The 21118-nt window shown below is 72.3% G+C and carries 19 protein-coding genes; 13 read left to right on the forward strand and 6 right to left on the reverse strand.

Features of this window, described 5'->3' with window-relative positions; all coding sequences use genetic code 11:
* Nucleotide 1 precedes the first annotated feature (1 nt).
* Entirely contained in the window at nucleotides 2-760 is a 759-nt protein-coding gene (locus H3H34_RS06460) for an SDR family NAD(P)-dependent oxidoreductase (protein ID WP_194744457.1), read from the forward strand.
* A 155-nt stretch (nucleotides 761-915) separates the two neighbouring features.
* Entirely contained in the window at nucleotides 916-2166 is a 1251-nt protein-coding gene (locus H3H34_RS06465; RefSeq protein WP_194744458.1) for a CaiB/BaiF CoA transferase family protein, read from the forward strand.
* Nucleotides 2167-2169: 3 nt separating this feature from the next.
* Here H3H34_RS06465 and H3H34_RS06470 read toward each other — a convergent pair whose 3' ends face one another.
* The 3 genes from H3H34_RS06470 to H3H34_RS06480 are packed head-to-tail and all read right to left on the reverse strand — an operon-like array spanning nucleotide 2170 to nucleotide 5191.
* Nucleotides 2170-3321: an Acg family FMN-binding oxidoreductase gene (locus H3H34_RS06470; RefSeq protein WP_194744459.1), complete on the reverse strand. Its 1152-nt coding sequence runs from the start codon at nucleotides 3319-3321 to the stop codon at nucleotides 2170-2172.
* A gap of 38 nt (nucleotides 3322-3359) precedes the next feature.
* Nucleotides 3360-3791 carry an OsmC family protein gene (locus H3H34_RS06475; RefSeq protein ID WP_194744460.1) on the reverse strand — a complete coding sequence of 144 codons (432 nt, stop codon included), beginning with the start codon at nucleotides 3789-3791 and terminating at the stop codon, nucleotides 3360-3362.
* Nucleotides 3788-5191 (reverse strand): alanine/glycine:cation symporter family protein, encoded by a 1404-nt coding sequence (locus tag H3H34_RS06480; RefSeq protein ID WP_194744461.1) that lies wholly within the window; start codon nucleotides 5189-5191, stop codon nucleotides 3788-3790. Before H3H34_RS06480 ends, H3H34_RS06475 begins: the two co-directional genes overlap by 4 nt.
* 110 nt (nucleotides 5192-5301) lie before the next feature.
* Between H3H34_RS06480 and H3H34_RS06485 the strand changes: the two genes are divergently transcribed.
* From H3H34_RS06485 to H3H34_RS06515, 7 genes are all read left to right on the forward strand, one after another.
* The gene (locus tag H3H34_RS06485; RefSeq protein WP_194744462.1) at nucleotides 5302-5889 is read left to right on the forward strand and encodes a DUF1330 domain-containing protein; all 588 of its coding nucleotides are present in this window, start codon (nucleotides 5302-5304) and stop codon (nucleotides 5887-5889) included.
* On the forward strand, nucleotides 5889-6281 hold the full coding sequence (locus H3H34_RS06490) for a c-type cytochrome (protein WP_194744463.1): 393 nt from the start codon (nucleotides 5889-5891) through the stop codon (nucleotides 6279-6281). Before H3H34_RS06485 ends, H3H34_RS06490 begins: the two co-directional genes overlap by 1 nt.
* 115 nt (nucleotides 6282-6396) lie before the next feature.
* Entirely contained in the window at nucleotides 6397-9039 is a 2643-nt protein-coding gene (locus tag H3H34_RS06495) for a TonB-dependent receptor (RefSeq protein WP_194751879.1), read from the forward strand.
* A 4-nt stretch (nucleotides 9040-9043) separates the two neighbouring features.
* Nucleotides 9044-9895 (forward strand): hypothetical protein, encoded by an 852-nt coding sequence (locus H3H34_RS06500; RefSeq protein ID WP_194744465.1) that lies wholly within the window; start codon nucleotides 9044-9046, stop codon nucleotides 9893-9895.
* Nucleotides 9896-9897: 2 nt separating this feature from the next.
* Nucleotides 9898-11346, forward strand: coding sequence for a flavin monoamine oxidase family protein (locus tag H3H34_RS06505; protein WP_194744466.1), 1449 nt, complete (start codon nucleotides 9898-9900; stop codon nucleotides 11344-11346).
* A gap of 12 nt (nucleotides 11347-11358) precedes the next feature.
* Complete coding sequence (locus H3H34_RS06510) at nucleotides 11359-12246, forward strand: DUF1838 family protein (protein ID WP_194744467.1); 888 nt, start codon at nucleotides 11359-11361, stop codon at nucleotides 12244-12246.
* Complete coding sequence (locus H3H34_RS06515; RefSeq protein ID WP_194744468.1) at nucleotides 12243-13397, forward strand: nitrilase-related carbon-nitrogen hydrolase; 1155 nt, start codon at nucleotides 12243-12245, stop codon at nucleotides 13395-13397. Before H3H34_RS06510 ends, H3H34_RS06515 begins: the two co-directional genes overlap by 4 nt.
* A 3-nt stretch (nucleotides 13398-13400) precedes the next feature.
* Here the strand turns inward: H3H34_RS06515 and H3H34_RS06520 are convergent, their stop codons facing one another.
* Complete coding sequence (locus H3H34_RS06520) at nucleotides 13401-14507, reverse strand: hypothetical protein (RefSeq protein ID WP_194744469.1); 1107 nt, start codon at nucleotides 14505-14507, stop codon at nucleotides 13401-13403.
* 82 nt (nucleotides 14508-14589) lie between these two features.
* On the opposite strand from H3H34_RS06520, the gene H3H34_RS06525 reads away from it, so the two are divergent.
* Nucleotides 14590-15591, forward strand: coding sequence for a ligase-associated DNA damage response exonuclease (locus H3H34_RS06525; RefSeq protein WP_194744470.1), 1002 nt, complete (start codon nucleotides 14590-14592; stop codon nucleotides 15589-15591).
* 10 nt (nucleotides 15592-15601) lie between these two features.
* The gene (locus tag H3H34_RS06530) at nucleotides 15602-17170 is read left to right on the forward strand and encodes a cisplatin damage response ATP-dependent DNA ligase (RefSeq protein ID WP_194744471.1); all 1569 of its coding nucleotides are present in this window, start codon (nucleotides 15602-15604) and stop codon (nucleotides 17168-17170) included.
* A gap of 88 nt (nucleotides 17171-17258) precedes the next feature.
* Here H3H34_RS06530 and H3H34_RS06535 read toward each other — a convergent pair whose 3' ends face one another.
* Nucleotides 17259-18071, reverse strand: coding sequence for an abortive infection family protein (locus H3H34_RS06535; protein ID WP_207790807.1), 813 nt, complete (start codon nucleotides 18069-18071; stop codon nucleotides 17259-17261).
* A gap of 294 nt (nucleotides 18072-18365) precedes the next feature.
* Nucleotides 18366-18923 carry a TMEM165/GDT1 family protein gene (locus H3H34_RS06540; RefSeq protein WP_194744472.1) on the reverse strand — a complete coding sequence of 186 codons (558 nt, stop codon included), beginning with the start codon at nucleotides 18921-18923 and terminating at the stop codon, nucleotides 18366-18368.
* Between the two features lie 436 nt (nucleotides 18924-19359).
* Between H3H34_RS06540 and H3H34_RS06545 the strand changes: the two genes are divergently transcribed.
* Nucleotides 19360-19587, forward strand: a complete 228-nt coding sequence (locus H3H34_RS06545) for a hypothetical protein (RefSeq protein ID WP_194744473.1) — start codon at nucleotides 19360-19362, stop codon at nucleotides 19585-19587.
* 137 nt (nucleotides 19588-19724) lie between these two features.
* The gene (mgtE, locus tag H3H34_RS06550) at nucleotides 19725-21110 is read left to right on the forward strand and encodes a magnesium transporter (RefSeq protein WP_194744474.1); all 1386 of its coding nucleotides are present in this window, start codon (nucleotides 19725-19727) and stop codon (nucleotides 21108-21110) included.
* Nucleotides 21111-21118: the final 8 nt, after the last annotated feature.

Below are 21118 nucleotides of genomic sequence, written 5' to 3' on the forward strand. Positions count from 1 at the left end.
GATGGATCTCGGTCTCAGGGGCAAGAAGGTCATCCTGTCGGGCGGGAGCCGCGGCATCGGCCGGGCGAGCCTCGAGCTCTTCGCCGACGAGGGCTCTGACATCGCCTTCTTCTCGCGCAACCCCGACCAGGTCGAAGAGACCCGGGCCAGCCTCGCCGCGCGCGGCGGCAAGGTCCATGCCGAGGCGCTCGACTTCACCGGCGTCGAGGTCTACCGCGATTTCCTGAAGCGCGCGCTCGACGCGCTCGGCGGCTGCGACATCTTCGTCCACAACGTCTCCTCCTCGGGCGCCGGTGCCACCGGGGACTGGGAGAAGACCTTCCTCCTCGACATCCGCGGCGCCGTCGAGGGCGTGGATGCGCTCACTCCTGCGCTCGAGGCCTCGGGCGCGGGCTCCATCATCTTCATGTCCTCGACCGCGGCGGTCGAGACCTTCCTCGTGCCGCAGGCGTTCAATGCGCTGAAGGCCGCGCTCATCACCTATGCGAAGCAGCTCTCGCAGGCCCTCGGCCCCAAGGGCATCCGGGTCAATGTCGTGACCCCCGGCCCCATCAAGTATCCGGGCGGCAACTGGTCGATGATCGAGACCGCCATGCCCGATTTCTACAAGGCAACGCTTGCGGGCTTCGCGCTCGGCCGGTTCGGCACGCCCGAGGAAGTGGCGAAGGCGGTCGTGTTCCTCGCCAGCCCGGCCTCCAGCTACACGACGGGCACCAACCTCGTCATCGACGGCGGCTACACCAAGCGCGTCCAGTTCTGAGCGCCAGCGGGCGGCCTGCCGGGCGAGGGACCGTTTGGGACGCCCAAACGGGTCCGCCGGCATCCGCGAACGGAGCGGGGAGGGGCGAGGGGCATGCCCCTGCGACCCGCGTCCCTGGCCCTTGACGCTCCCCCGGCCGGCGGCAAGGCGCGCACATGCCTTCCGTCGCCCCGCCGTCTCCTGCGCCAGCCGCCCCGCCCGGCCCGCTTGCCGGCGTCCGCGTGCTCGATCTCTCGCGCGTGCTCGCCGGCCCCTGGGCGACGCAGGCGCTCGCCGACCTTGGCGCGACCGTCTGGAAGGTCGAGCGCCCGGGCGCGGGCGACGACACGCGCGGCTGGGGCCCGCCCTTCCTGCCCGACGCCAGCGGGGACGCCTGCTACTTCGCCGCCGCCAACCGCAACAAGAAGGCGCTCGCGATCGATTTCGGAAAGCCCGAAGGCGCTGCCCTCATCCGCGCGCTCGCGGGCCATGCCGACCTTCTCGTCGAGAATTTCCGCACCGGAACCCTCGCCCGCCACGGTCTCGACCCGGCCGAGCTGCGCAAGGCCAACCCCCGCCTCGTCACCTGCTCGATCACCGGCTTCGGCCAGACCGGGCCGCGCGCGAAGGAAGCGGGCTATGACTTCCTCATCCAGGGCATGGGCGGCCTCATGTCCCTGACCGGCGAGCCCGGCGGCGGCCCCTTGCGCGCCGGCATCCCGGTCGCCGATCTCGCAACCGGCCTCTACGCCACCATCTCGATGCTCGCCGCGCTTCACCATGCGCGCGCCACCGGCCAGGGCCAGCACATCGACGCCGGCCTCCTCCAGGCGCAGGTGGCGATGCTCGCGAACCACTGGGCGAACTGGCTCAACGCCGGGCGGGTGCCGCAGCGCTCGGGCAACGCGCATGCCACCGTCGTGCCCTACCGCGACTTCCCGGCCGCCGACGGCACGCTCATCATCGCCGTCGGCTCCGACCGGCAGTTCGCAGCACTTGCCCGCGTGCTCGGCCGGCCCGACCTCGCCGGAGACCCGCGCTACGCGACCAACGCCGGCCGCCAGACCCATCGCGCGCTCCTCGAGGCCGAGATCGCGGCGGAAACGGCGAAGCGCCCGCGCGAGGCGCTCCTGGCCGCGCTGACCGAGGCCGGCGTGCCGGCCGGCCCCATCAACAGCCTGCCGGAGGTCTTCGCTGACCCGCAGGTCGAAGCGACCGGCCTGGTCGCCACCGTTGCGCGGGCCGACGGCACGCCCATCCATGTGGTCGGCTACCCGCAGCGCCTCTCGGCGACGCCCGCCAGCGTCCGCTCCGCCCCGCCCCGGCTCGGCGAGCATACGCGCGCCATCCTCGCCGAGGTGCTGGGGCTTGCCGAGCCCGAGCTCGCCCGGCTCGAGGCATCCGGCGTGATTGCCGCGGCGCGATAGGCGTCAGACCAGCTTCGCCTCCAGCGGATGGCGCGGCGAGGGCGGCACTTCAGGGCCGTAGCCGACACGCGCGAGCATCTGCACATGCCCGCCCTCGGGCACCAGCAGCGCGTGCAGGCGGGCATGGACATCGGCGACTTCGGGATATTCCTGCAGCGCCTGGCTCACCGGGTGCATGGCAAGGCCGAGCGAGGTGGCGGCGAGGTTGGCCCGCACATAGACCCGGCCGGCGCGCAGCTGGCTCTCGCGGTCGTTGCGGTCGGTCACCACCCAGAGGAAGGCCGGGGTTGCGGCATGGCTTGCGCGAAGCTGCCGGGCGCCGGTCTCGAACATGGCCGAACCCGGCTCGGCGAGCGCCTCGCGGGTCATGAGGCCGACTGCCGCCGCCGCCTCGACGGCGGGGCCGGTAAGCGCGATTCCATCGGGCGAGGCGTCCACCTCGCGCGCGCCGATCCGCATCAGGCCCACGGTCTCGCGATGGACCCGCGGCGTGCCAAGCTCGATCGCAAGCGCCTCGAGCACCAGGTCGCGGATGGGTTCGACGAAACGGGGGGTGGTGGTGCCGCGCACCCGCCAGTCGAGCCCGTTCGCGGTCAGCTGCCGGAGCTCGCGCCGGTCCACGGGGCGCGACAGGTCATAGGCTGCCTTGTTCGAGCGCCGGGCGGCGACATGGGCGAACAGCGGGTCGGGCGGCAGCCCCGCGCGCGGCGCGAAGGTGAGCTGCGCCACCGGCCGCGCATCGAGCCCGCCCTCCCGGCCGCCGGGCGGCGTGCCCTCGGGGAAGGGGACGATCTCCATCGCGACTCCCCGCGCGGCCGCCGCCATGCGGGCGAGCTCGAGGAAGCAGCCGAAGCCGATGGTCAGCTGCCGGTCGAACGGGTCGGCCTCGGGCAGCCGCTGGTCGAGGTCGCAGTAAAGCGTCGCCGAGTCCTCGCCATCGAGCCGGATGCGCCAGGGCTGGAGGTTGTGCGCGCTGGGGGCGAGGATGGCGTGGCGGAACGCATCGAGCCGCACGTCGGCGGGCGGCGGGCCGGCGAGATCCCAGGGCGCGGTCGCCGTCTCGGGTACCCGCGACACCCGCCACCACGCACCCGCGCCGACGAGCGCGAGCCCGCCCGCGCCTGCGAGGATGACCGTGCGCCGAGAGACCGCCATGCCCGGGGCGATAGGAAGCCCGGGCGGCGAGGGCAACCTCAGGCGGCGTCCCCGCAGCGGGTCAGGATGAGCGGCGTGCCTTCGAGCGTGCGCTGCACCGGGCACTTCGCCGCCACGTCCAGGAGCTTCTTGCGCTGCTCCTCGTCGAGCTCGGGGCCCTCGATCGTGACGCACTTCTCGAACACGTCCTGCCGCGGGCTCGCTGCACCCGGCCCGCCCTTGCGGTGGCGGATCTCGACGGCCACGCGCGTGAGCGGCCAGCGCTCGCGCAGCGCATACCAGCGCACCGTCATCGCCGTGCAGGCGGCGAGCGCTGCGACCAGAAGATCATAGGGGTTGGGCCCGAGGTTGCCGCCGCCCTCCTCGACCGGCTCGTCCGCCAGGATGGTGTGGCCGCGCACGTCAATGGCCAGCGCATAGGCGCTCGCCCCCGTCTCGGCGCCGTGCGCCACGATCTCGCCTGCGCTCATGTCCTCTCCTCCACCACCCGCGCCTGCCCGTGCCGGGCCAGAAAGCCGTTCACCTCGCGCCGCAGCGGCCCGGCGAGGAGATAGATGCCGATGACATTGGGCACGGCCATCAGGAAGAAGGCCGAGTCCACCATGTCGAGGATCTGCCCCGGCTCGAGCAGCGCGCCAAGCGGCAGCGCCGCGCAGTAGGCGGCCTTGAAGCCGAGTTCGTGCCAGCGCGAATGGCGCGTCAGGAACTGGAAGGCCTCGGCGGCGTAGAAGCCGTTCGCGAGCACGGTCGAATAGGCGAAGAGAAAGACCACGACGGCGAGGATCGCGGGTGCGCCGGGAATGACGGTGGCAAGCGCCGCCGAGGTCATGGCCACGCCCGTCAGATCCTCCATGTACATGCCGGTCACGACAAGCGTCAGCCCCGAGAGCGTGCAGATGACGACCGTGTCGACGAACGGCTCGATGAGCGCGACCATCCCCTCGCTCGCCGGCTCGCGCGTGCGCGCCTGGACGTGCGCGACAACGGCCGTGCCGATTCCGGCCTCCGAGGAATAGACGGCCCGCCGCATCCCGATGATGAAGACGCCGACCGCCCCGCCGGCCACGGCGACCGGATCGAAGGCCTGCGCGACGATCTTGACCAGCGCCTCGGGAAGCGCGTCGAGGTTGGCACCGATCACGGCCAGGCAGGCGGCGACATAGAGGAGGCACATGGCCGGCACCAGCCGGCCGGTCACCCGGCCGATCCAGCCGATCGAGCCGAGGAGGACGAGGGCGATCAGCACGGCGAAGCCAAGGCCGAACAGGGCGGGCGCCTCGAAGCCGAAGGCCGCTGCCGCCTGGATCTCGGCCTGGTTCACCTGGAAGAGCGACATGCAGCCCACGATCATGAAGACGGCGTGGAACCGCGCCAGCCGCCGGCCGAGCCGCGGGAAGCCGATCGAGGCGAGACCGCGCATCAGCGTGGTGGCCGGCCCGCCCACCACCCGGCCGCCGGCCAGCTCGTCGCGGAACATGAGCCCCAGCGTCACTTCGGCGCACTTGAGCGCCATCGCGAAGAAACCGATGACGACCATCCAGAAGATCGCCCCGGGCCCGCCGGTCGCGACCGCCACGGCGACGCCGGCGATGTTGCCGAGCCCGACGGTGGACGCAAGCGCCGTCGAAAGCGCCTGGAACTGCGAGACTCCCCCGGGCGCGGAGGCATCCTGCCGCTTCCCGAACAGCGCGCCCCAGCCGAGCGCGAAGCCGCGGAGCTGCGGCACGCCGAGCCAGAAGGTTGCAAAGACCATCGCCGCGGCGAGCCACAGCACGATGAGCTGCACCGGAACCCCGGCGACGGGAATCGAGAAGAAGACGATCGCAGCCAGACCCTCGATGGCGGCGGCGGCGATCTCGACGAGGGTCATCGCGCCGCACCCTAGGCCGGCGCGGCGCGAACACCAACCTCCGCTGCGCTTCCGGGCGTCTGGCACGGGTGGCTTGCTTGTCTCACGCGCCGGGGATAGCGCGCGCCGGCATGGGTGACGCGTCGCTTGGCTGGGGCAAGGGGCGGGCAGGGCCGGCGCGCCGCCTTGTCCCTTCCGTGCTTCTGGCCCTTGCCGCCCTGCCGGGCCTTCCCGCCCTGGCGGCGGAGCCGCCGCCGCGCGATGTCCCTTCGCCGGTTGCCGGGCAGCCGACGCTCGACCCCGAGCGCTGCGACGGCCGGCCGGTCCTCATGATCGTGCGCGGTCTGCTTGCCGACCGCGAGCGCCTCGCCCGCTATGCGGAGGCGCTGCGCGCCTCGGGCCTCTACCCCGCGCTCGACGGCTATTATCTGAACGACCCGCGCCGGGTGGACGTGTTCGAAGGCGACCCGCCGGCGAACGAGTCGATCCTCGTCGTGCGCTTCCCCTGCCTCGCCCACGCGCGCGCCTTCTGGTATTCGCGCGAATACCAGGAACGGATCCGCCCGCTCCGCCTCGACCCGCCCGCCGGCAGCTTCACCGTCACCGTCCACCCAGAGCTGCCGCCGCCGCCCTACATGGCCGGCCGGGTGCAGCCGCCCGCCTATGCCAGCACGCCCGGCCCGGAGGTGGCGGCCGCGATCCCGCAGGTGCCGCGCTGATGCACCCGGCCCGCCTCGCCTGCACGACCGCCGCGCTCGGGCTGCTGGCGCTGTCTGTTCCGGCCTCCGCCCAGACCGCCGACCCGGCCGCCCGCGGGCGCCTGCTCTTCCTCCAGTGCCGCGCCTGCCACACGCTCGCTGCCGGCGAGCCGCACAAGGTGGGCCCCAATCTCCACGGCCTGTTCGGTGCCGCGGCTGCCAGCCGGCCGGGCTTTGCCGCCTATTCGAAGCCCCTGCGCGAGTCGGGGATCCTCTGGGACGAAGCCGCGCTCGACCGCTTCCTCGCAGGGCCGGGCCGGGCCGTCCCCGGCACCACCATGGCGTTTGCCGGCCTCCCGAAGCCCGAGGACCGCGCGGCCGTCATTGCCTATCTCAGGGCCGCCACCCGCTAGCTTGCGGCCGGCCTACGCTTCGGCCCGTTCATCCTGTTGACAGGTTCGCGCGAAGGCCGCAACTTGTCCGGACAAATCCGGCGAAGCCGGAACACTTCGGGCCAGGGAGACGGGGATGCTGGAGGATCATGTTTCGGTTCGGGGCGCCGTTCTTTCCGGCGTGGCTGGCGTTGCCCTCCTGCTCGGCGCGCTGCCGGGCGCAGCGCCGGCTGCTCACGCGCAGGAGACGGCATCGGCCTCCGGCTCCCCCAACGACATCATCGTCACCGCGCGCAAGCGCGAGGAGCGGTTGCAGGATGTGCCGCTCTCGATCACTGCGGTCAGCGCCGACACGATCGAGCGGCAGACGCTGCGCTCGGTCAACGACATTGCCGACCTGACCCCGGGCCTTTCCTACCGCCAGGCCTTCGGCCGCAACTTCGACCGCCCCGTCATCCGCGGCATGTCGAACATCCAGGGCGCGCCCAACGCCGCCTTCTTCCTCGACGGCGTGTTCGTCCTCGGCTCGCTCTCCGCCTACAATCTCGACACGCTCGAACGCGTCGAGGTCATCAAGGGCCCGCAGGCGGCGCTGTTCGGCCGCGCCACCTTCGCGGGTGCCATCAACTTCATCACCCGCCAGCCCGACAACGAGTTCCGCGGCCGGGCAGCGCTCAGCCTCGGCGAGGATGGGCTTCGCGAGCTCTCGGCCTTTGCCTCGGCGCCGATCCTGCGCGACCGGCTCTACGCCGAGATCAACGGCCGCGTCTGGCGGTTCGGCGGCCAGTACGAGAATCTCGCTGATCCTGCCGAGAAGCTCGGCCGGGAGAAGTCCAACTCGGTCGGCATGACGCTGCGCGCCACGCCCAACGAGACGCTGAACATCGTCGCCCGGGTCCACTACATGGAGGACCAGGACGGGCATTTCCCCATCGCACTGCTTGGCCGTATCCCCGGCCAGACGCTCCCCGTCCCCGGCGAGCTCGTCAACAACGGCGCGCTCAACTGCTTCCTGCCCGAGATCATCGGCGTGGGCCCGGCGCCGGCACGCCGGCCGGTCGCCCGCACCCGCACCCGCGGCTATTTCTGCGGCGAGATCGGCTCGCTCGACCAATATTCCCTCAGCACCAGCGTCTACCGGGCCGCCGGCTTCCCCCACGCGCTCGACCGGCGCACCATCCGCACCAGCCTGCGCATCGACCAAGAGCTCGGGGACTGGACGCTGGTTGGCATCGGCGCCTGGAACCGCTTCCGCCAGACGACCGCCGTCGACCAGGACTATACCGAACGGCGCGTGCTCGGTTTCGAGACCATCACCGGCTCGGGCGCGCGCGACGTCTCGGGCGAGGTCAAGCTGCTGAGCCCTGCCGATACGCGGCTGCGCGGCCTGGTTGGCGCCTACATCTACCGCGAGCGCAGCCTCGGCGACAATTTCAGCGCCGCACTCACCTTCCCCGGGCCTCCGCCGCGGCCCTGGGTCATCGGCGACGACCCGGCCCGCATCGTCCGCAACGCGGTCTTCCGCAACAACGTCGACAACTGGGCGCTGTTCGGCCAGGTCCAGTTCGACCTGTTCGAGGGCCTCACCCTCTCGGCCGAGGGCCGCTACCAGGAGGATGATCTCGAGACCATCGGCACCTCGACGGCAACCGTCGGCACCACCACCTTCCGCCGTAACATTCGGGCGCCGCTTGGTGTTGCCACCTACAAGAGCTTCCTGCCGCGCTTCACCGTCGACTACCGCCTCTCCGACACGGTCATGGTCTACGGCGTGGCGGCCAAGGGCAACAAGCCCGGCGGCTTCAACTCCGGCGCCTACAACGCCATCTACGACGACAGCGAGGTCGCCCGCCTCGTCGGCCTCGGCCTCGACACCTTCAGGGAGGAGGAAGCCTGGAGCTACGAGATCGGCGCCAAGACCGAGCTGTTCGACCGCCGCCTCACCCTCAATGGCGCCTTCTACTACATCGACTGGAAGAACCAGCAGCTGACCGAGACCATCCAGGTCCAGCGCCGCGACGGGGTGCTCGGCTCGCTCTCCTTCACCTCGAACGTCGGCCGCTCGGAAGTGAAGGGCTTCGAGCTCGAGAGCGCCTGGCGGGCGACCGACTGGCTTTCGCTCCGCCTCGGCTACGCCTTCATCGACGCGAAGATCAAGAACTTCATCGCCGACGACCAGGCCGACCTCTACATCACTGCGGCCGATCTGGCCGCGCTCAACGCCCGGGCACCGCTGCCCCCCTTCCAGGCGCCGGGCTCGCCGGGCTATGCCGACTATCTCGCCGCGCTCGCGGCGGCCGCGCCGGCCCGCTTCGCTGCCGTCAACGAGCTTCTTGCGCTGCGCGGCAATGCCCGTGGCAACACGCTGCCGCGCTCGCCCAAGCACCAGCTGACGCTGGGAGGCGACGCCGACTTCGAGCTTGGCAACCGCGTCTCCGCCTTCCTGAGCGCCAACCTTGCCTATGAATCCCGCCGCTTCATCCAGGTCGACAACCTCGGCTGGTCGGGCGACAGCTGGAATCTCAACCTCCGCGGCGGCCTCGAGCGCGACGGCTGGAGCGTCTCGGTCTTCGTCACCAACGCCCTCAATGATCGCACGCCGGTCGACATCCTGCGCTCGATCGACACTGGCCAGACCTTCTTCCGCCCGGCGCTGCGGCCCGGCGAAGCGATCGCCTTCCTCCTCGGCCAGAACGTCTCCTCGGCCAACATCCGCGACTTCGCGGTGACCCCGCCGCGGCTGCGCAACGTCGGCGCCACGCTCGCCAAGCGGTTCTAAGCGCGTGAAGGCGCTCGCCGCGGCGGCCCTCCTTGCCGTGACCACCGCGGCACGGGCCCAGGGCACCGACCAGCCGCCGGCCGAGCGCGACCTCATGGTGATTGCCCGCTGGCTCCCGGGCCAGTGGGATTCCATCGAGCAGGCCTATTTCGAGGGCCGCCGCAACCGGCCCGGCGGCACCGAGGCCGACGCCGTCACCCACCCCCGCCAGGCCCTTGCCATCGCCGCCGACCCGGCCGACCCCCGCGCCTTCCGCGTGACGCGCGGTACGGCCACCGAGACCTGGCGCCTCGTGCCCGCGGGCGATCTCGTCCGGCTCGAGACCGACCGCCCCGGCGTCTGCCCCCTGCTCCTCCTCCGCGAGGCGGGACAGTTCGGCGGCAGCGCCGCCCCCGGCTGCCGCGGCGAGCGCCGCACCCTGCTCCTTGCCGAGGGCGTGCTCCTCGAGGGGCCGGGGGACGACCGCGCCCGCCTCGCCCGCTTCCGCCGCGCGCGCAGCTTCACCTGCCATGTCGACATCCCCGGAGTCGGCGGCGGCCGCGCCATCCCCTTCCGCCGCCACGGGCCCTTCACGCTTCCCGACCAGGGTGGCGAGGCCGTCTTCACCACCGCCGAGGAGCCCCCGCGCACGCTCGCCATCCGCCTGAGGAACGTCGCCTGGGCCTACAACAATGCGCCGGGCGTCTTCACCCGCAATTCGCTCACCCTCTATGTCGCCGAAGTGGAGGACGGCGCCCGCCGTGAAATCGCCTATGGCTGGACCGAGCCAAGCGCGGGCCGCATCGGCCTCAACCTGAAGCAGCTGCTCGTCAACTGCGCGATCGTGCCGCCCGAAGCGGCGGAGCCGGAGTTCTGACCATGCCCGACCGCCGCACCGTTCTTGCCGCCGGCGCTGCGCTCGCCACCGCTGCCCTTGCCCCCGGGCGCGCTCTGGCCGCCGCCTCCGCCTCCGGAACTGCCGAGACGGCCGACGTCATCGTCGTCGGCGCCGGCCTTGCTGGCCTCGAGGCCGCGCTCGTCCTTGCCGAGGCGGGCGCGCGCGTCCTCGTGCTCGAGGGCCGCGAGCGCGCCGGCGGGCGGCTGTGGACCCTCGACGACGTGCCCGGCCGGCCCGAGGCCGGCGGCAACGGCATCGGCAGCGGCTATGCCCGGCTCGTCGACCGCGCCCGGAGCCTCGGCCTCGCCCTCGTCGACGTGCGCGAGCGCACCGAATTCACCGCCGACTCGACCGTGATCGGCCTGCGCGGCGAGCTCATCCCGCTCGCCCGCTGGGAGAGCCATCCTCTCAACCCCTATTCGGGCGAGATGCGGGCGCGCCCGCCGTGGAGCGTCAGCTTCTCGGCGCTCCGCCCCTTCAACCCGCTCCCCGAGGCGGCCGCCTGGCGCGACCCGGCGATGGCGGTCCACGACCGCCCGGTTGCCGCCCTCCTCCTCGAGAAGGGCTGGAGCGCGGACTCTCTCCGCCTGGGCTTCGCCACCAACCCGAGCTACGCCAACTCCGCGCACGACATGTCGGCGCTCATGTGGTTCCACATCTTCCGCAACGCCGAGCTCATGTCGGCTGCCGGGCCCGGCGCCTTCGCGATTGCCGGCGGCAACCAGCGCCTGCCCGATGCCATGGCCCGCGCACTCGGGGAGAAGGTGCGCTTCGGCACTGTCGTCCGCCGGATCGAGGCGGACGACCGGGGCGTGACCCTTCTCGCGGAAGACGGCCGCAGCTTCCGCGCCGGGCAGGTCATCGTGACCCTTCCGGCAAGCGCGCTGCGCCTCGTCAGCTTCTCGCCAGCCCTTCCGCCGCTGCAGCAGGAAGGAATCGACCTCCTGCCCTACAACCGCGTGTTCCAGGCCCATTTCGTCCCCCGCCGCCGCTTCTGGGAGGAGGATGGCCTGCCGCCCTCGATGTGGACCGACACGCTCGCCGGCCGCTTCGTCGCGCTGCGCTACGGGCCCGACCGGCGCGAGGTGACGAGCCTCGTCGCCTTCGTCTCGGGCTTCCAGGCCGACCGGCTGGACCGGATGGAGCCGGCTGCCGCCACCGCCGCCATCCTCGCCGACCTCGCCCGGCTCCGCCCCGCGACCAGGGGGGCGCTGCGCCCGCTGCGTACCCTCTCCTGGGCGCGCGACCCGCTTGCCGGCGGCGCCTATGCCTGCTGGGCGCCGGGCCAGATCGCCCGCTTCGCCAGCGCGCTGCCGAAGGCGGCGGGCCGGATCCACTTCGCCGGCGAGCACACCGCCGAAGTCGCCCGCGGCATGGAGGGCGCGATGGAATCCGGCCAGCGCGCTGCGCTTGAGATCCTGACTGCCTGAGAGAGAGCCCCCATGGACCGACGCGACGCCCTCCACCTCCTCGGCCTCTCGGCCGCCGGCCTTTCCGCCGCGGCGCTCGCCGCCGTGCCTGCCGCTGCCGCACCCCGCCGCGCACGCGGTCCGGCCCCCTCCCTGCCGCTCGACGACCCGCGCTTCCACATGCTGACGCTTGCGAAGCTCCAGGGCGATCTCTCGGGCCGCCCGCTCTACGGCTACAGCCGCGGCAAGGTGTTCGGCCTGACGCCCGGCGAGGGCCTGCCGATCGCCGACTATGGCCGCCGCCTCTACGATTACGAGGGGGGCAGCGTGTCGCGCTCGCGCCTGCTCCCCGACGGCAATGTCGAGACGGTCTCGCGGAGCTTCCTCTTCTATACCGACCCGGAGACGGGCGCCTATCTCTCCGAATGGACCAACCCGGTCACCGGCCGGACCGTGCCGGTCCCGCCGTTCCGCGGCGGCATCTCGGGCTCGGTGCTCACGCCCACGGGGCCGAAGGTCAGCGCCAACTTCACCATGGAGTCGACCGTCTTCGGCCGGCCGCCGCGGCTCGAGTTCGTGACCATGGGCGATGTCACCTTCGTCAGCCGCGTCGCCTTCACCCGCTGGACACCCAAGGGCGCGACCAGGGCCCGCACCGAATATACCCAGGACGACTGGGTGGTCGCAACCGCCGACCTCCTCGACCCGAAGCGCACCAGCCTTCCCGCGACCAGCGCCTGGACCAGCCAGACCGAGTGGCAGACCTGGCTCGAGATGCCGCCCGGCACGCCCGGCGCCCAGCTCTGGCGCGCGGTCGGCATGAAGACCCACCGCCTCGAGGATCTCCCGCCCGCCTTCCTCGCTGAGGTCGCAGCGAAGCACCCGGGCATCCTCACCGATCCGCTCGAGTTCCAGCCATGACCGACCCGCTTGCAGACATCTCCCGCCGGACGCTTCTCACCGGCCTTGCCGCCGGCACGGGGGCCGCTGCCCTCCCGACCGCCCCCGCCTCTGCCGCCATGGGGCGCGGGCCCGATGCCATCTCGGTGCGCGCGGACGGCACCTACGAGACGGTGCCGCTCGCCCGGCCGGTGGTGCGGCTCGGAATCGTCCAGAGCCGGGTCCGCCCGATCGACGGCACGAGCGCGGCCGCCGCCCGCCGCGGCCGGGCCGAGAACCTCGCCCACATGCTCGAGCTCATCGACGCCGCCCAGGCCTATGGCGGCGGCGCCGACCTCCTCTTCTTCCACGAATTCCCGATCACCGGCTGGTCCTGGGAGTGGGACCGGCGGCAGGCGCTCAACGTCGCCATCGACATCCCCGGCGAGGAGACCGAGGCGATCGCCGCGCGCGCCCGCCGCCATGGCTGCTGGATTGTCTTCGGCTCCTACGCCCGCGACCCGGACTGGCCCGGCCACCTGCTCTCCATCACCACGCTCATCGACAGCGAGGGCCGGATCGCCGACAAGCACTGGAAGGCGCGCAACATCATCGGCGTCTTCGCCGGCTTCGAGCTGTTCACCACCACCATCCACAATGTGCTCGACCGCTATGTCGAGATGTATGGCCGCGACGCGGTGGTCCCCGTCACCCGCACGCCGCTCGGCAACCTCGCCACCACGTCCACCCAGCGCGAGTTCGAATATGTGCGGGCCATGGCGATGAAGGGCGCGGAGATCATCCTGCGCACGGCGAGCGGCGGCTTCTCCGAGCTCGATGTCCAGGCCACCAGCTACTACAACGGCGTCTACACCGCCATCTGCAACAACGCCATCTCGCCCGGCATCCGCGGCTTCTTCGAGGCCGCCGGCGGCGGCGGCTCGGCGCTCTACGGCCCCCGCGGCGAGGTGGTGGCGAAGGCGAAGACCCAGGTGGAGGAGCTGGTGCTCGCGCCCATCCCGATCGCCGAGTTCCGCGCCCGCCACCGCCAGCCGAACGTCCACACCGATCTCGTGCTGGCCGAATACCAGGCGCACCGCTCCCGCCATGCCCCCGGCCTCTTTCTCGGCACCCTTCCGCCCGACGGCAAGGCCGCGCTCGACTATCTCTCCCGGCAGAGCCGCTGGAACTAGGGGTCAGCAGGCCGAGGCAGTGCGCGCGACAAGCTCGACGAGGAGGCCGTCGCCGCCGTCGAGCACCAGGCTCCGGCGGCAGCCGGTGCCATCGGGCACGTCGGCCGGCCCGGCGCGAACCGCAACGCCCGCCGCCCGCGCGGCTTGCGCCCGAAGGCCAAGATCGTCGGCCACCTCGAAGCTCCACATGGCAAGCCCGCGCGCTGCGAACCCTCCCGGCGCCACCGCCGGCCGGGCATTGGCCTTGAGGCGCATCAGGATGACATAGCCGCTCGCCGCGCCGGGGGCGAACCACTGCTGGAAATCGAACTTCGTGCCGGCGGGAAGGCCGAGGCCGCCCTCGGGTCCTGCGCTCTCGAGCTCGACCTCGCGCCGCTTCTCGAAGCCGACCACCGAGCCCAGAAGGCGCGCGGCCGCCTCGAGGTCGGTGACCATCGCGCCCGAATAGGCCGGCCCGCCCACGCCTGCCTGATGGTCGATCGGCCCGACGGGGGCCATCTCCCCGCGGTCGATGCCGAGCGCGTAGAGGCCTTCGGGCGCCAGCAGATGGACTTCGCCCACCGTGTAGGTCGTGCCGTCGCCGCGCGGCAGGGTGATGTTGGTGAGCCCGGCCGAGGAGCGGAAGCCGAGCCCCTCGATCCGCTCGAGGAGCGCTGCGTTGCCGGCCGAGGGAAAGCCGAGCGAGAGCCCGCCGGGAAGCCTTGCGTCGTGCCCCGGCCGCGCTGCCGGCGCTTCGGGCCCCAGGCGCACGGCCCGCACCCGCGCTGCACCCGGCACGCCGGGCCGCGTGCAGGAGAGGAGCTCGACCGGGCCGTCGCCCGCTAGCCCATGGTGGCGGCGGAAATGCGTCGCTGGCTCGCCGTCGAGCCGGGCGCGGGTGCAGGCCATGCGAAGCCCGTCGCCGAAGAAGCGCGCGACCGCGTCGAGATCGGCAACGGCGAGCGTCACTTCGGCGAGCGGCGAGACCTTCGCTTCCACGCCCGCCCGTGGTGCCAGCGGATCGGCCTGCGAACCGGGGCCCCCGCTCCCTGCCGCTCCGCCCTGGGCCGCGGCCGCAACCGAAACGGCAGAGGCAAGAATCACGGCAAATCCCCCGAAGAGCGCAGCCACGCGCCGCGCGTTGCCGGAACGGCGGCGGCGACGCAAGCGCGCGGAACTGGCACCGGCCGGGAAGAGGCCCTAGGTCTCCCCCATGCGCCCGCCCGCGTGGATCGCCATCGAACCCCACGGCCTCCACCTGCCGGCCGCCGACGTCTGGATCGACCCGCCGCGCCCCGTCGCCCGCGCGCTCGTCACCCACGGCCATGCCGACCACGCGCGCGCCGGCCATGGCGAGGCCTGGGCCACGGCCGAGACGCTCGCCATCATGGCCGCGCGCGGCCAGGCGCCCGCCACCCCGCACCCCCTTGCCTGTGGCGAACGGGCGGACTTCGCCGGCGTTGCCGTCTCCCTCCACCCCGCCGGCCACATCCTCGGCTCTGCCCAGATCCGCCTCGAGGGGCCCGACGGCACCGTCATCGTCGTGACCGGAGACTACAAGCGCGTCCCCGACCCCACCTGCGCGCCCTTCGCGCCCATCCCCTGCGACATCCTCGTCACCGAGGCGACCTTCGCGCTGCCCGTCTTCCGCCACCCCCCGCCCGAGGGCGAGGTCGCCCGCCTGCTCACTGCCCGCGCCGCCAACCCCGATCGCGCGCTCCTCGTCGGCGCCTATGCGCTCGGCAAGGCGCAGCGCCTTGTTGCCCTGCTGCGCGCGGCCGGCCACCGGGCCCCCATCTATCTCCACGGCGCGATGGAGCGGCTGATGGCGCTCTACGCCGCCCATGGCATCCCGCTCGGCGATCTCCGCCCCGTTGCCGGAACGCCGAAGGACGAACTTCGGGGCGCCATCGTGCTCGCTCCGCCCTCGGCCCTTGCCGACCGCTGGTCGCGCCGCCTGCCCGACCCGCTCGTCGCCATGGCCTCGGGCTGGATGCGGATCCGAGCCCGCGCCCGCCAGCGCGGCGCCGAGCTTCCGCTCATCGTCTCCGACCATGCCGACTGGGACGAGCTCACGGCGACCATCGCCGAGCTTTCCCCCCGTGAGGTCTGGGTCACGCACGGCCGTGACGACGCCCTCGTCCACTGGTGCGAGACGCGCCAGCTCCGCGCCCGCGCGCTCCACCTCGTCGGCCGCGAGGACGAGGCGGACTGAGCCGACCCCAATGCAGCGCTTCGCCGCCCTGCTTGACGCGCTCTCGACCGCGCCGCAGCGCAGCGCCAAGCTCCGTCTCATCGGCGACCATCTCGCCACCACGCCCGATCCCGACCGGGGCCTCGCGCTCGCGGCGCTCACCGGCGGCCTCGACCTTCCCGCGGTCAAGCCGGCCCTCGTCCGCGCGCTTGCCGAGGCGCGGGTCGATCCCGTCCTCTTCCGCCTCTCCTACGACTATGTGGGCGACCTCGCCGAGACCGTCTCCCTCCTCTGGCCGGGCCCGGTGCGCGGCGAGCCCCCGAGCCTTGCCGAGGCGGTCGAACGCCTGCGCGCTGCCACCCGCGCGACCGCGCCCCAGGTGCTCGCCGGACTCCTTGACCGGCTCGACCCGTCGGGCCGCTTCGCCCTCCTCAAGCTCGCGACCGGCGCGCTGCGGGTGGGGGCGGGCGCGCGGCTTGCCCGCGTGGCGCTCGCCGAGCGCTTCGGCCTTCCCGTCGCCGAGGTGGAGGAAGTCTGGCACGGGCTCGCCCCGCCCTACGAGGCGCTCTTCGCCTGGGCCGAGGGGCGCGGCCCCTGGCCCGAGGCTGGCCCCGGCGCCGGCTTTCGGCCCTTCATGCTCGCCCACCCGCTCGAGGCGCCCGCGGCGCTCGACCTTGCCGCGCACGCCATCGAGTGGAAGTGGGACGGAATCCGCGCCCAGGCGGTCTCGGCACCTGGCGAGCGCCGGCTCTTCTCGCGCGACGGCAACGACATTTCCGCCGCCTTCCCCGACCTCGTCGCCGCGCTCCCCGACACCCCGCTCGCGCTCGACGGCGAGCTTCTGGTGCGCAGCCCCGATGGCACCCCGGCCGGCTTCCATGCCCTCCAGCAGCGCCTGAACCGCAAGGCGCCCGATGCCCGCCTGCTCCGGGAGCTGCCGGTGTTCCTGCGCGCCTACGACCTCCTCGCCGAAGGCGGCGCGGACCTGCGCCCGCTCCCCTGGGCGGCGCGCAGGGCAAGGCTCGAGCGGGTGATCGCCTGCCTTCCCCCCGACCGTTTCGACCTCTCCCCCCTCGTTCCCGTGGCCGATCACGCCGCGCTCGCCGAGGCCCGCGCCCGGCCGCCGCATGCCAGCATCGAGGGGGTGATGCTGAAGCGCCGCGACGCGCCCTATCTGGCCGGCCGCGTGACGGGGCTGTGGTGGAAGTGGAAGAAGGACCCGCTGACGGCCGACTGTGTGCTGATGTATGCCCAGCGCGGCCACGGCAGGCGCTCGAGCTTCTACTCCGACTTCACCTTCGGCGCCTGGGGGCCGGACGGCACGCTCCTTCCCGTCGGCAAGGCCTATTTCGGCTTCACCGACGAGGAACTCGCCTGGCTTGACAGGTGGGTGCGCGAACACACGGTCGCCCGCTTCGGCCCGGTGCGCGAGGTCGAGAAGGCGCTCGTGCTCGAAGTGGCCTTCGAGGGCGTCGCAGCGAGCGCCCGACACAGGTCGGGGATCGCGCTGCGCTTCCCGAGGATCGCCCGCATCCGCGCCGACAAGCCGGCCGCCGAGGCCGACACGGTCGAGCGCATTGCCGCACTCGCCCGCCCCTGACCGGCCCCTGCCCATCCAATTGCTGACCGGACACGCACGGGGCGCCGGTTGTCGGTCCTCCGATCAGCTTTCCGCAGCGCAGAACCTTTCATGATGCCGAGGGTGCAGCCGACCGCGCCTGCGCCGTCTCCACCAGAAAGAGGGCCACAGTTCCCGCCATGTTCACGGCCAGAGCGGCGTGACGCGGAGCGACCTTGAAGGGCCGTCTTCCGTTCGGCGCGTGCGCATCGCTCACGCGATTGCGCAGCGTGGCGAGCCCCTCGACGACGCTGATGGCGCTGCCAAAAATTCGCCTGACGGCCTCTTCGGTGTCTTGCGTTGGAGCCAGGTTCAGTCGTTTCGCGACCAGCCGATACAGCTTCGGCAGGTCGTCGTTCGGAGCGTAGGACGCATTTCCTTGCTCGTCTTCGAGGATGTGCTTGCAGACCGTCTCAAGCAGCGTTCGGGCCATGGTGATGGCGCCCGTCGGATCGGATTCGCGGCGGGTAAGGGCCTTGTTCCATGCAGCAGTGACCGCCTCGGCATTGAATGCGGTAAGCGTGTCGGAAATGACCGAGTCGGCCAGTGGTACACCTCGCTCCAGCCGTTCGATGAGCGGGGCGAACTGTTCGCGGACGAACCGCCGACGCGGCTCCCATTGAGGAGCGAGGTCTTTAAGGAACGCCCACATCGCGCCGGTGTCCTGCGCCGTGCGGACGAACGGCGGCACCAGTTGGGCAACGTCCGGGTCGTTCATCAGCTCCCGGCGCAGCAGCCGATAGACGGCGTCATCGATTCGCTTGGCTCCCTCGCAGAGGGCGACCAACCCATTGCGGAGGACCATTGCCCGCTCCAGTCGATCGGCTGGCAACTCCGAAATCTGGCCTGGCGCAGGGGCACTAAAGACGTCATCGATGCTCATGCCCAGCAGACTATCTGGTTTCGCGCCGTGCGTCTTCCCTGCCGCGACATCAGCCTCCGAGGCCCTCAGCCCACGCGCCGCTGCGATCTCGCACAGGCTCAGCGCACGCGTTCGAGCGAAGACGGCGGGGCAGGAGAGCGCGCATGCGCAAAAGCCGCATCAATGCAACCGGACAAAAGTCTGCAAGATACCCAACGCCTCGCCGAACTGGGCGCCACAGGGTCAACGCCCGGTCAGGCCGCGCAACGCCCGGCCCGACGCCCGCTCGGCTGGGCGCGTACAGCCCAGCCCCCTTCAGCCGAGGCCGAAGGCGAGCACCCAGAGGCCGAGCGCCGCAAACACCCCTGCCGCGCCGAGGCGCACCCACCTGAGCGGCACCACGCGCGTGATCCGCTCGCCCAGCCACACCGCCGGCGCATTGGCCAGCATCATCCCCAGCGTCGTCCCCGCCGTGACCGCGACGACCGCCTGGTAGCGCGCGGCAAGAAGCGCGGTTGCCACCTGCGTCTTGTCCCCCATCTCGACGAGGAAGAAGGCGAGCGCCGTCGTCCAGAACACCCCGCCGTCGCGCACGCGCGGTTCGTCGGCCCGGTCGGGGACGAGCGCCCAGGCGGCCATTAGGAGGAAGCCGAGCCCGACCGCGCGGCCGAACCACGGCCCGGAAAGCCACTCCGCCGCCGCTGCTCCGACGGCTGCGGCGAGCGCATGGTTGAGAAGCGTGGCCGCGACGATCCCGCCGAGGATCGGCCAGGGCCGGCGGAACCGCGCGGCGAGCAGGATGGCAAGGAGCTGCGTCTTGTCGCCGATCTCGGCGAGGGCGACGAGGCCCGTGGAAACGAGGAAGGCTTCCATGGCGGGAACGCTCCGGGGCCGGGGGACGGGCGACGACGGGCGCGCCCGCCGGCCCGTGGCAGGCACCCCCGCCGTCGGTCTCGCCAGGCCCTCCGGCCCTCCGCGCCATGGCCGCCCGAAAGGCCGGGACGGCCAAGCCTGTTGACGCGGAGCCGGGGCACCACGCCCCGTCGGCTACTCCCCGAAGACCCCCGTGCCCTAGGCCCGCCCGTCGGCCAACGCAAGGGTTGACACCGAAGGCCGACAGGCCCATGTGCCGCGGGCTCCGGCCGGACCGGAGTGTCTCGACAGAGAGCGTGATGGACGAAGGCTCGAGTTTGGGCGCGGAAGCGCCCGTCAGCAGCGAAGCTCCCGGCGCGGGCCGGACGAGCCGCGAGGTGCGCGCCTAGAGCCACCCCGGCCACCCCCCGCACGGGAAGCGGAAAGGAGGTGGCCCATGACGAAGGTCGTGCAGTTCCCCCATGGCGCCCGCGCGGCGCCAGCAGCCCGCCTCGAGATGCGGTGGGAGGCAACGCCTGGCGGGCTCGTCTGCCGCTGGGTCGAGGTTGCCCACCCCTGGTTCGCGCCTGCCGCCGCGCGGCCGCTCGCACGCGCGCCCAAGCCTGCACCACGGCGTCTCGCGGCCCGGCTCGCAAACCGGGCGCTCGCCCGCGCGGCTGCCTGAGGAGACCGGCCATGGATCCCGGACCAGCCCGGCCGGCCGCGCTGCCCTTCGGCGCGGCCGGCGCCCTGACGCAGCCCCGGCGGGACGGCTGAGCGCCGCTCCTGCCGGCTCCTCCCACGGACCGCCAGGAGACCCCCATGGAAACCACCACCCGGATCGCCGAGGACGCGCTCCTCGCCCTCCTCGCCGCCGGCGACAGCAAGGCCATCCGCGCCGCGCTCGAGGACATGCCCCCGGCCGACATCGTCGACACGATCGCCGGGCTCGAGGCCGCGCAGGTCGCCGCCGTGCTGGCCGCCCTTCCGCCCGACGTTTCGGCCGGCGCCTTCGGCTACTTCGCGCCCGCCCAGCAGGTCGCGATCGCCCGTGCCATGCCGCGCGCCGCGCTGCAGCGGCTGTTCACCGACATGCCGCACGACGAGCGCGCCGACCTCTGGAAGTCGCTGCCCGAGGACGAGCGCGACGCGCTTCTCCCCGGCCTCGCCGCTGCCGAGCGCGAGGACATCCGCCGGCTTGCGAGCTACCCGGAAGGGACGGCCGGGTCGATCATGACCTCGGACTACGCCCGCCTCGCGCCTTCGCTCACCGTGCGCGAGGCAATCGAGGCGCTCCGCCGCGAGGCGCCCGACCGCGAGACCATCTACGACGCCTACGTGACCGACGAGGACCGCCGCCTCGTCGGCGTCGTCTCGCTGCGCGACCTGCTCGTGAGCGCCGACGACCAGCGCGTCGCCGACATCATGACGACCGACGTCGTCTTCGCCCGGGTCGACGACAGCCGCGAATCGGTCGCCGAGAAGATCGCCGACTACGACCTCCTTGCCATTCCCGTGATCGATTCGTCCGACATGCTGGTCGGCATCGTGACGGTCGACGACGCGCTCGACGTCGCCGAGGAAGCACTCGCCCGCCGGCTCACCCGCTTTGGCGGCACCTCGGCCCTTGGCGGCCCCGACATCGACATGGTCAGCTCGAGCTTCTGGACCATGTTCCGGGCGCGCTACGTCTGGCTCGCCTTCCTCACCGCCTTCGGCATGATCTCCTCGCTCTTCGTCGCCGCGCAGGAGGAGATCCTCGCCGAGGTGATCGTGCTCGCCGCCTTCATCGCCCCCATCATCGACATGGGCGGCAACACCGGCAGCCAGTCGGCCACGCTCGTCATCCGCGCCATGGCGCTGGGGCAGGTGGATTCCGTCTGGCGCGACGTGCTCAAGATCCTGAAGCGCGATGTGCCGGTCGCCGCCGCGCTCGGCATCGGCGTGGCCGTTCTCGAGCTGGTGCTCGCCCTCATTTTCAAGGAAGGCCTGCTTCCCGAAGTGTTGTGGGTGGTGGGGCTGTCGATGCTCATCGTCACGGTTGCCGGGTCGCTGTTCGGGGTGACCATCCCGTTCCTCGCGCGGGCGCTGAAGGTGGACCCGGCGACGCTCTCGGCGCCGCTCATCACCTCCGTCATGGACCTCATCGGCGTCGTCATCTACTTCGGCATCGCGAGCGTCTTCCTCGCCGACCTCCTCGGCGGCTGACGGGCAAA

This window comes from Thermaurantiacus tibetensis, from assembly GCF_015354055.1.
Taxonomy (GTDB): Bacteria; Pseudomonadota; Alphaproteobacteria; order Sphingomonadales; family Sphingomonadaceae; genus Thermaurantiacus; species Thermaurantiacus tibetensis.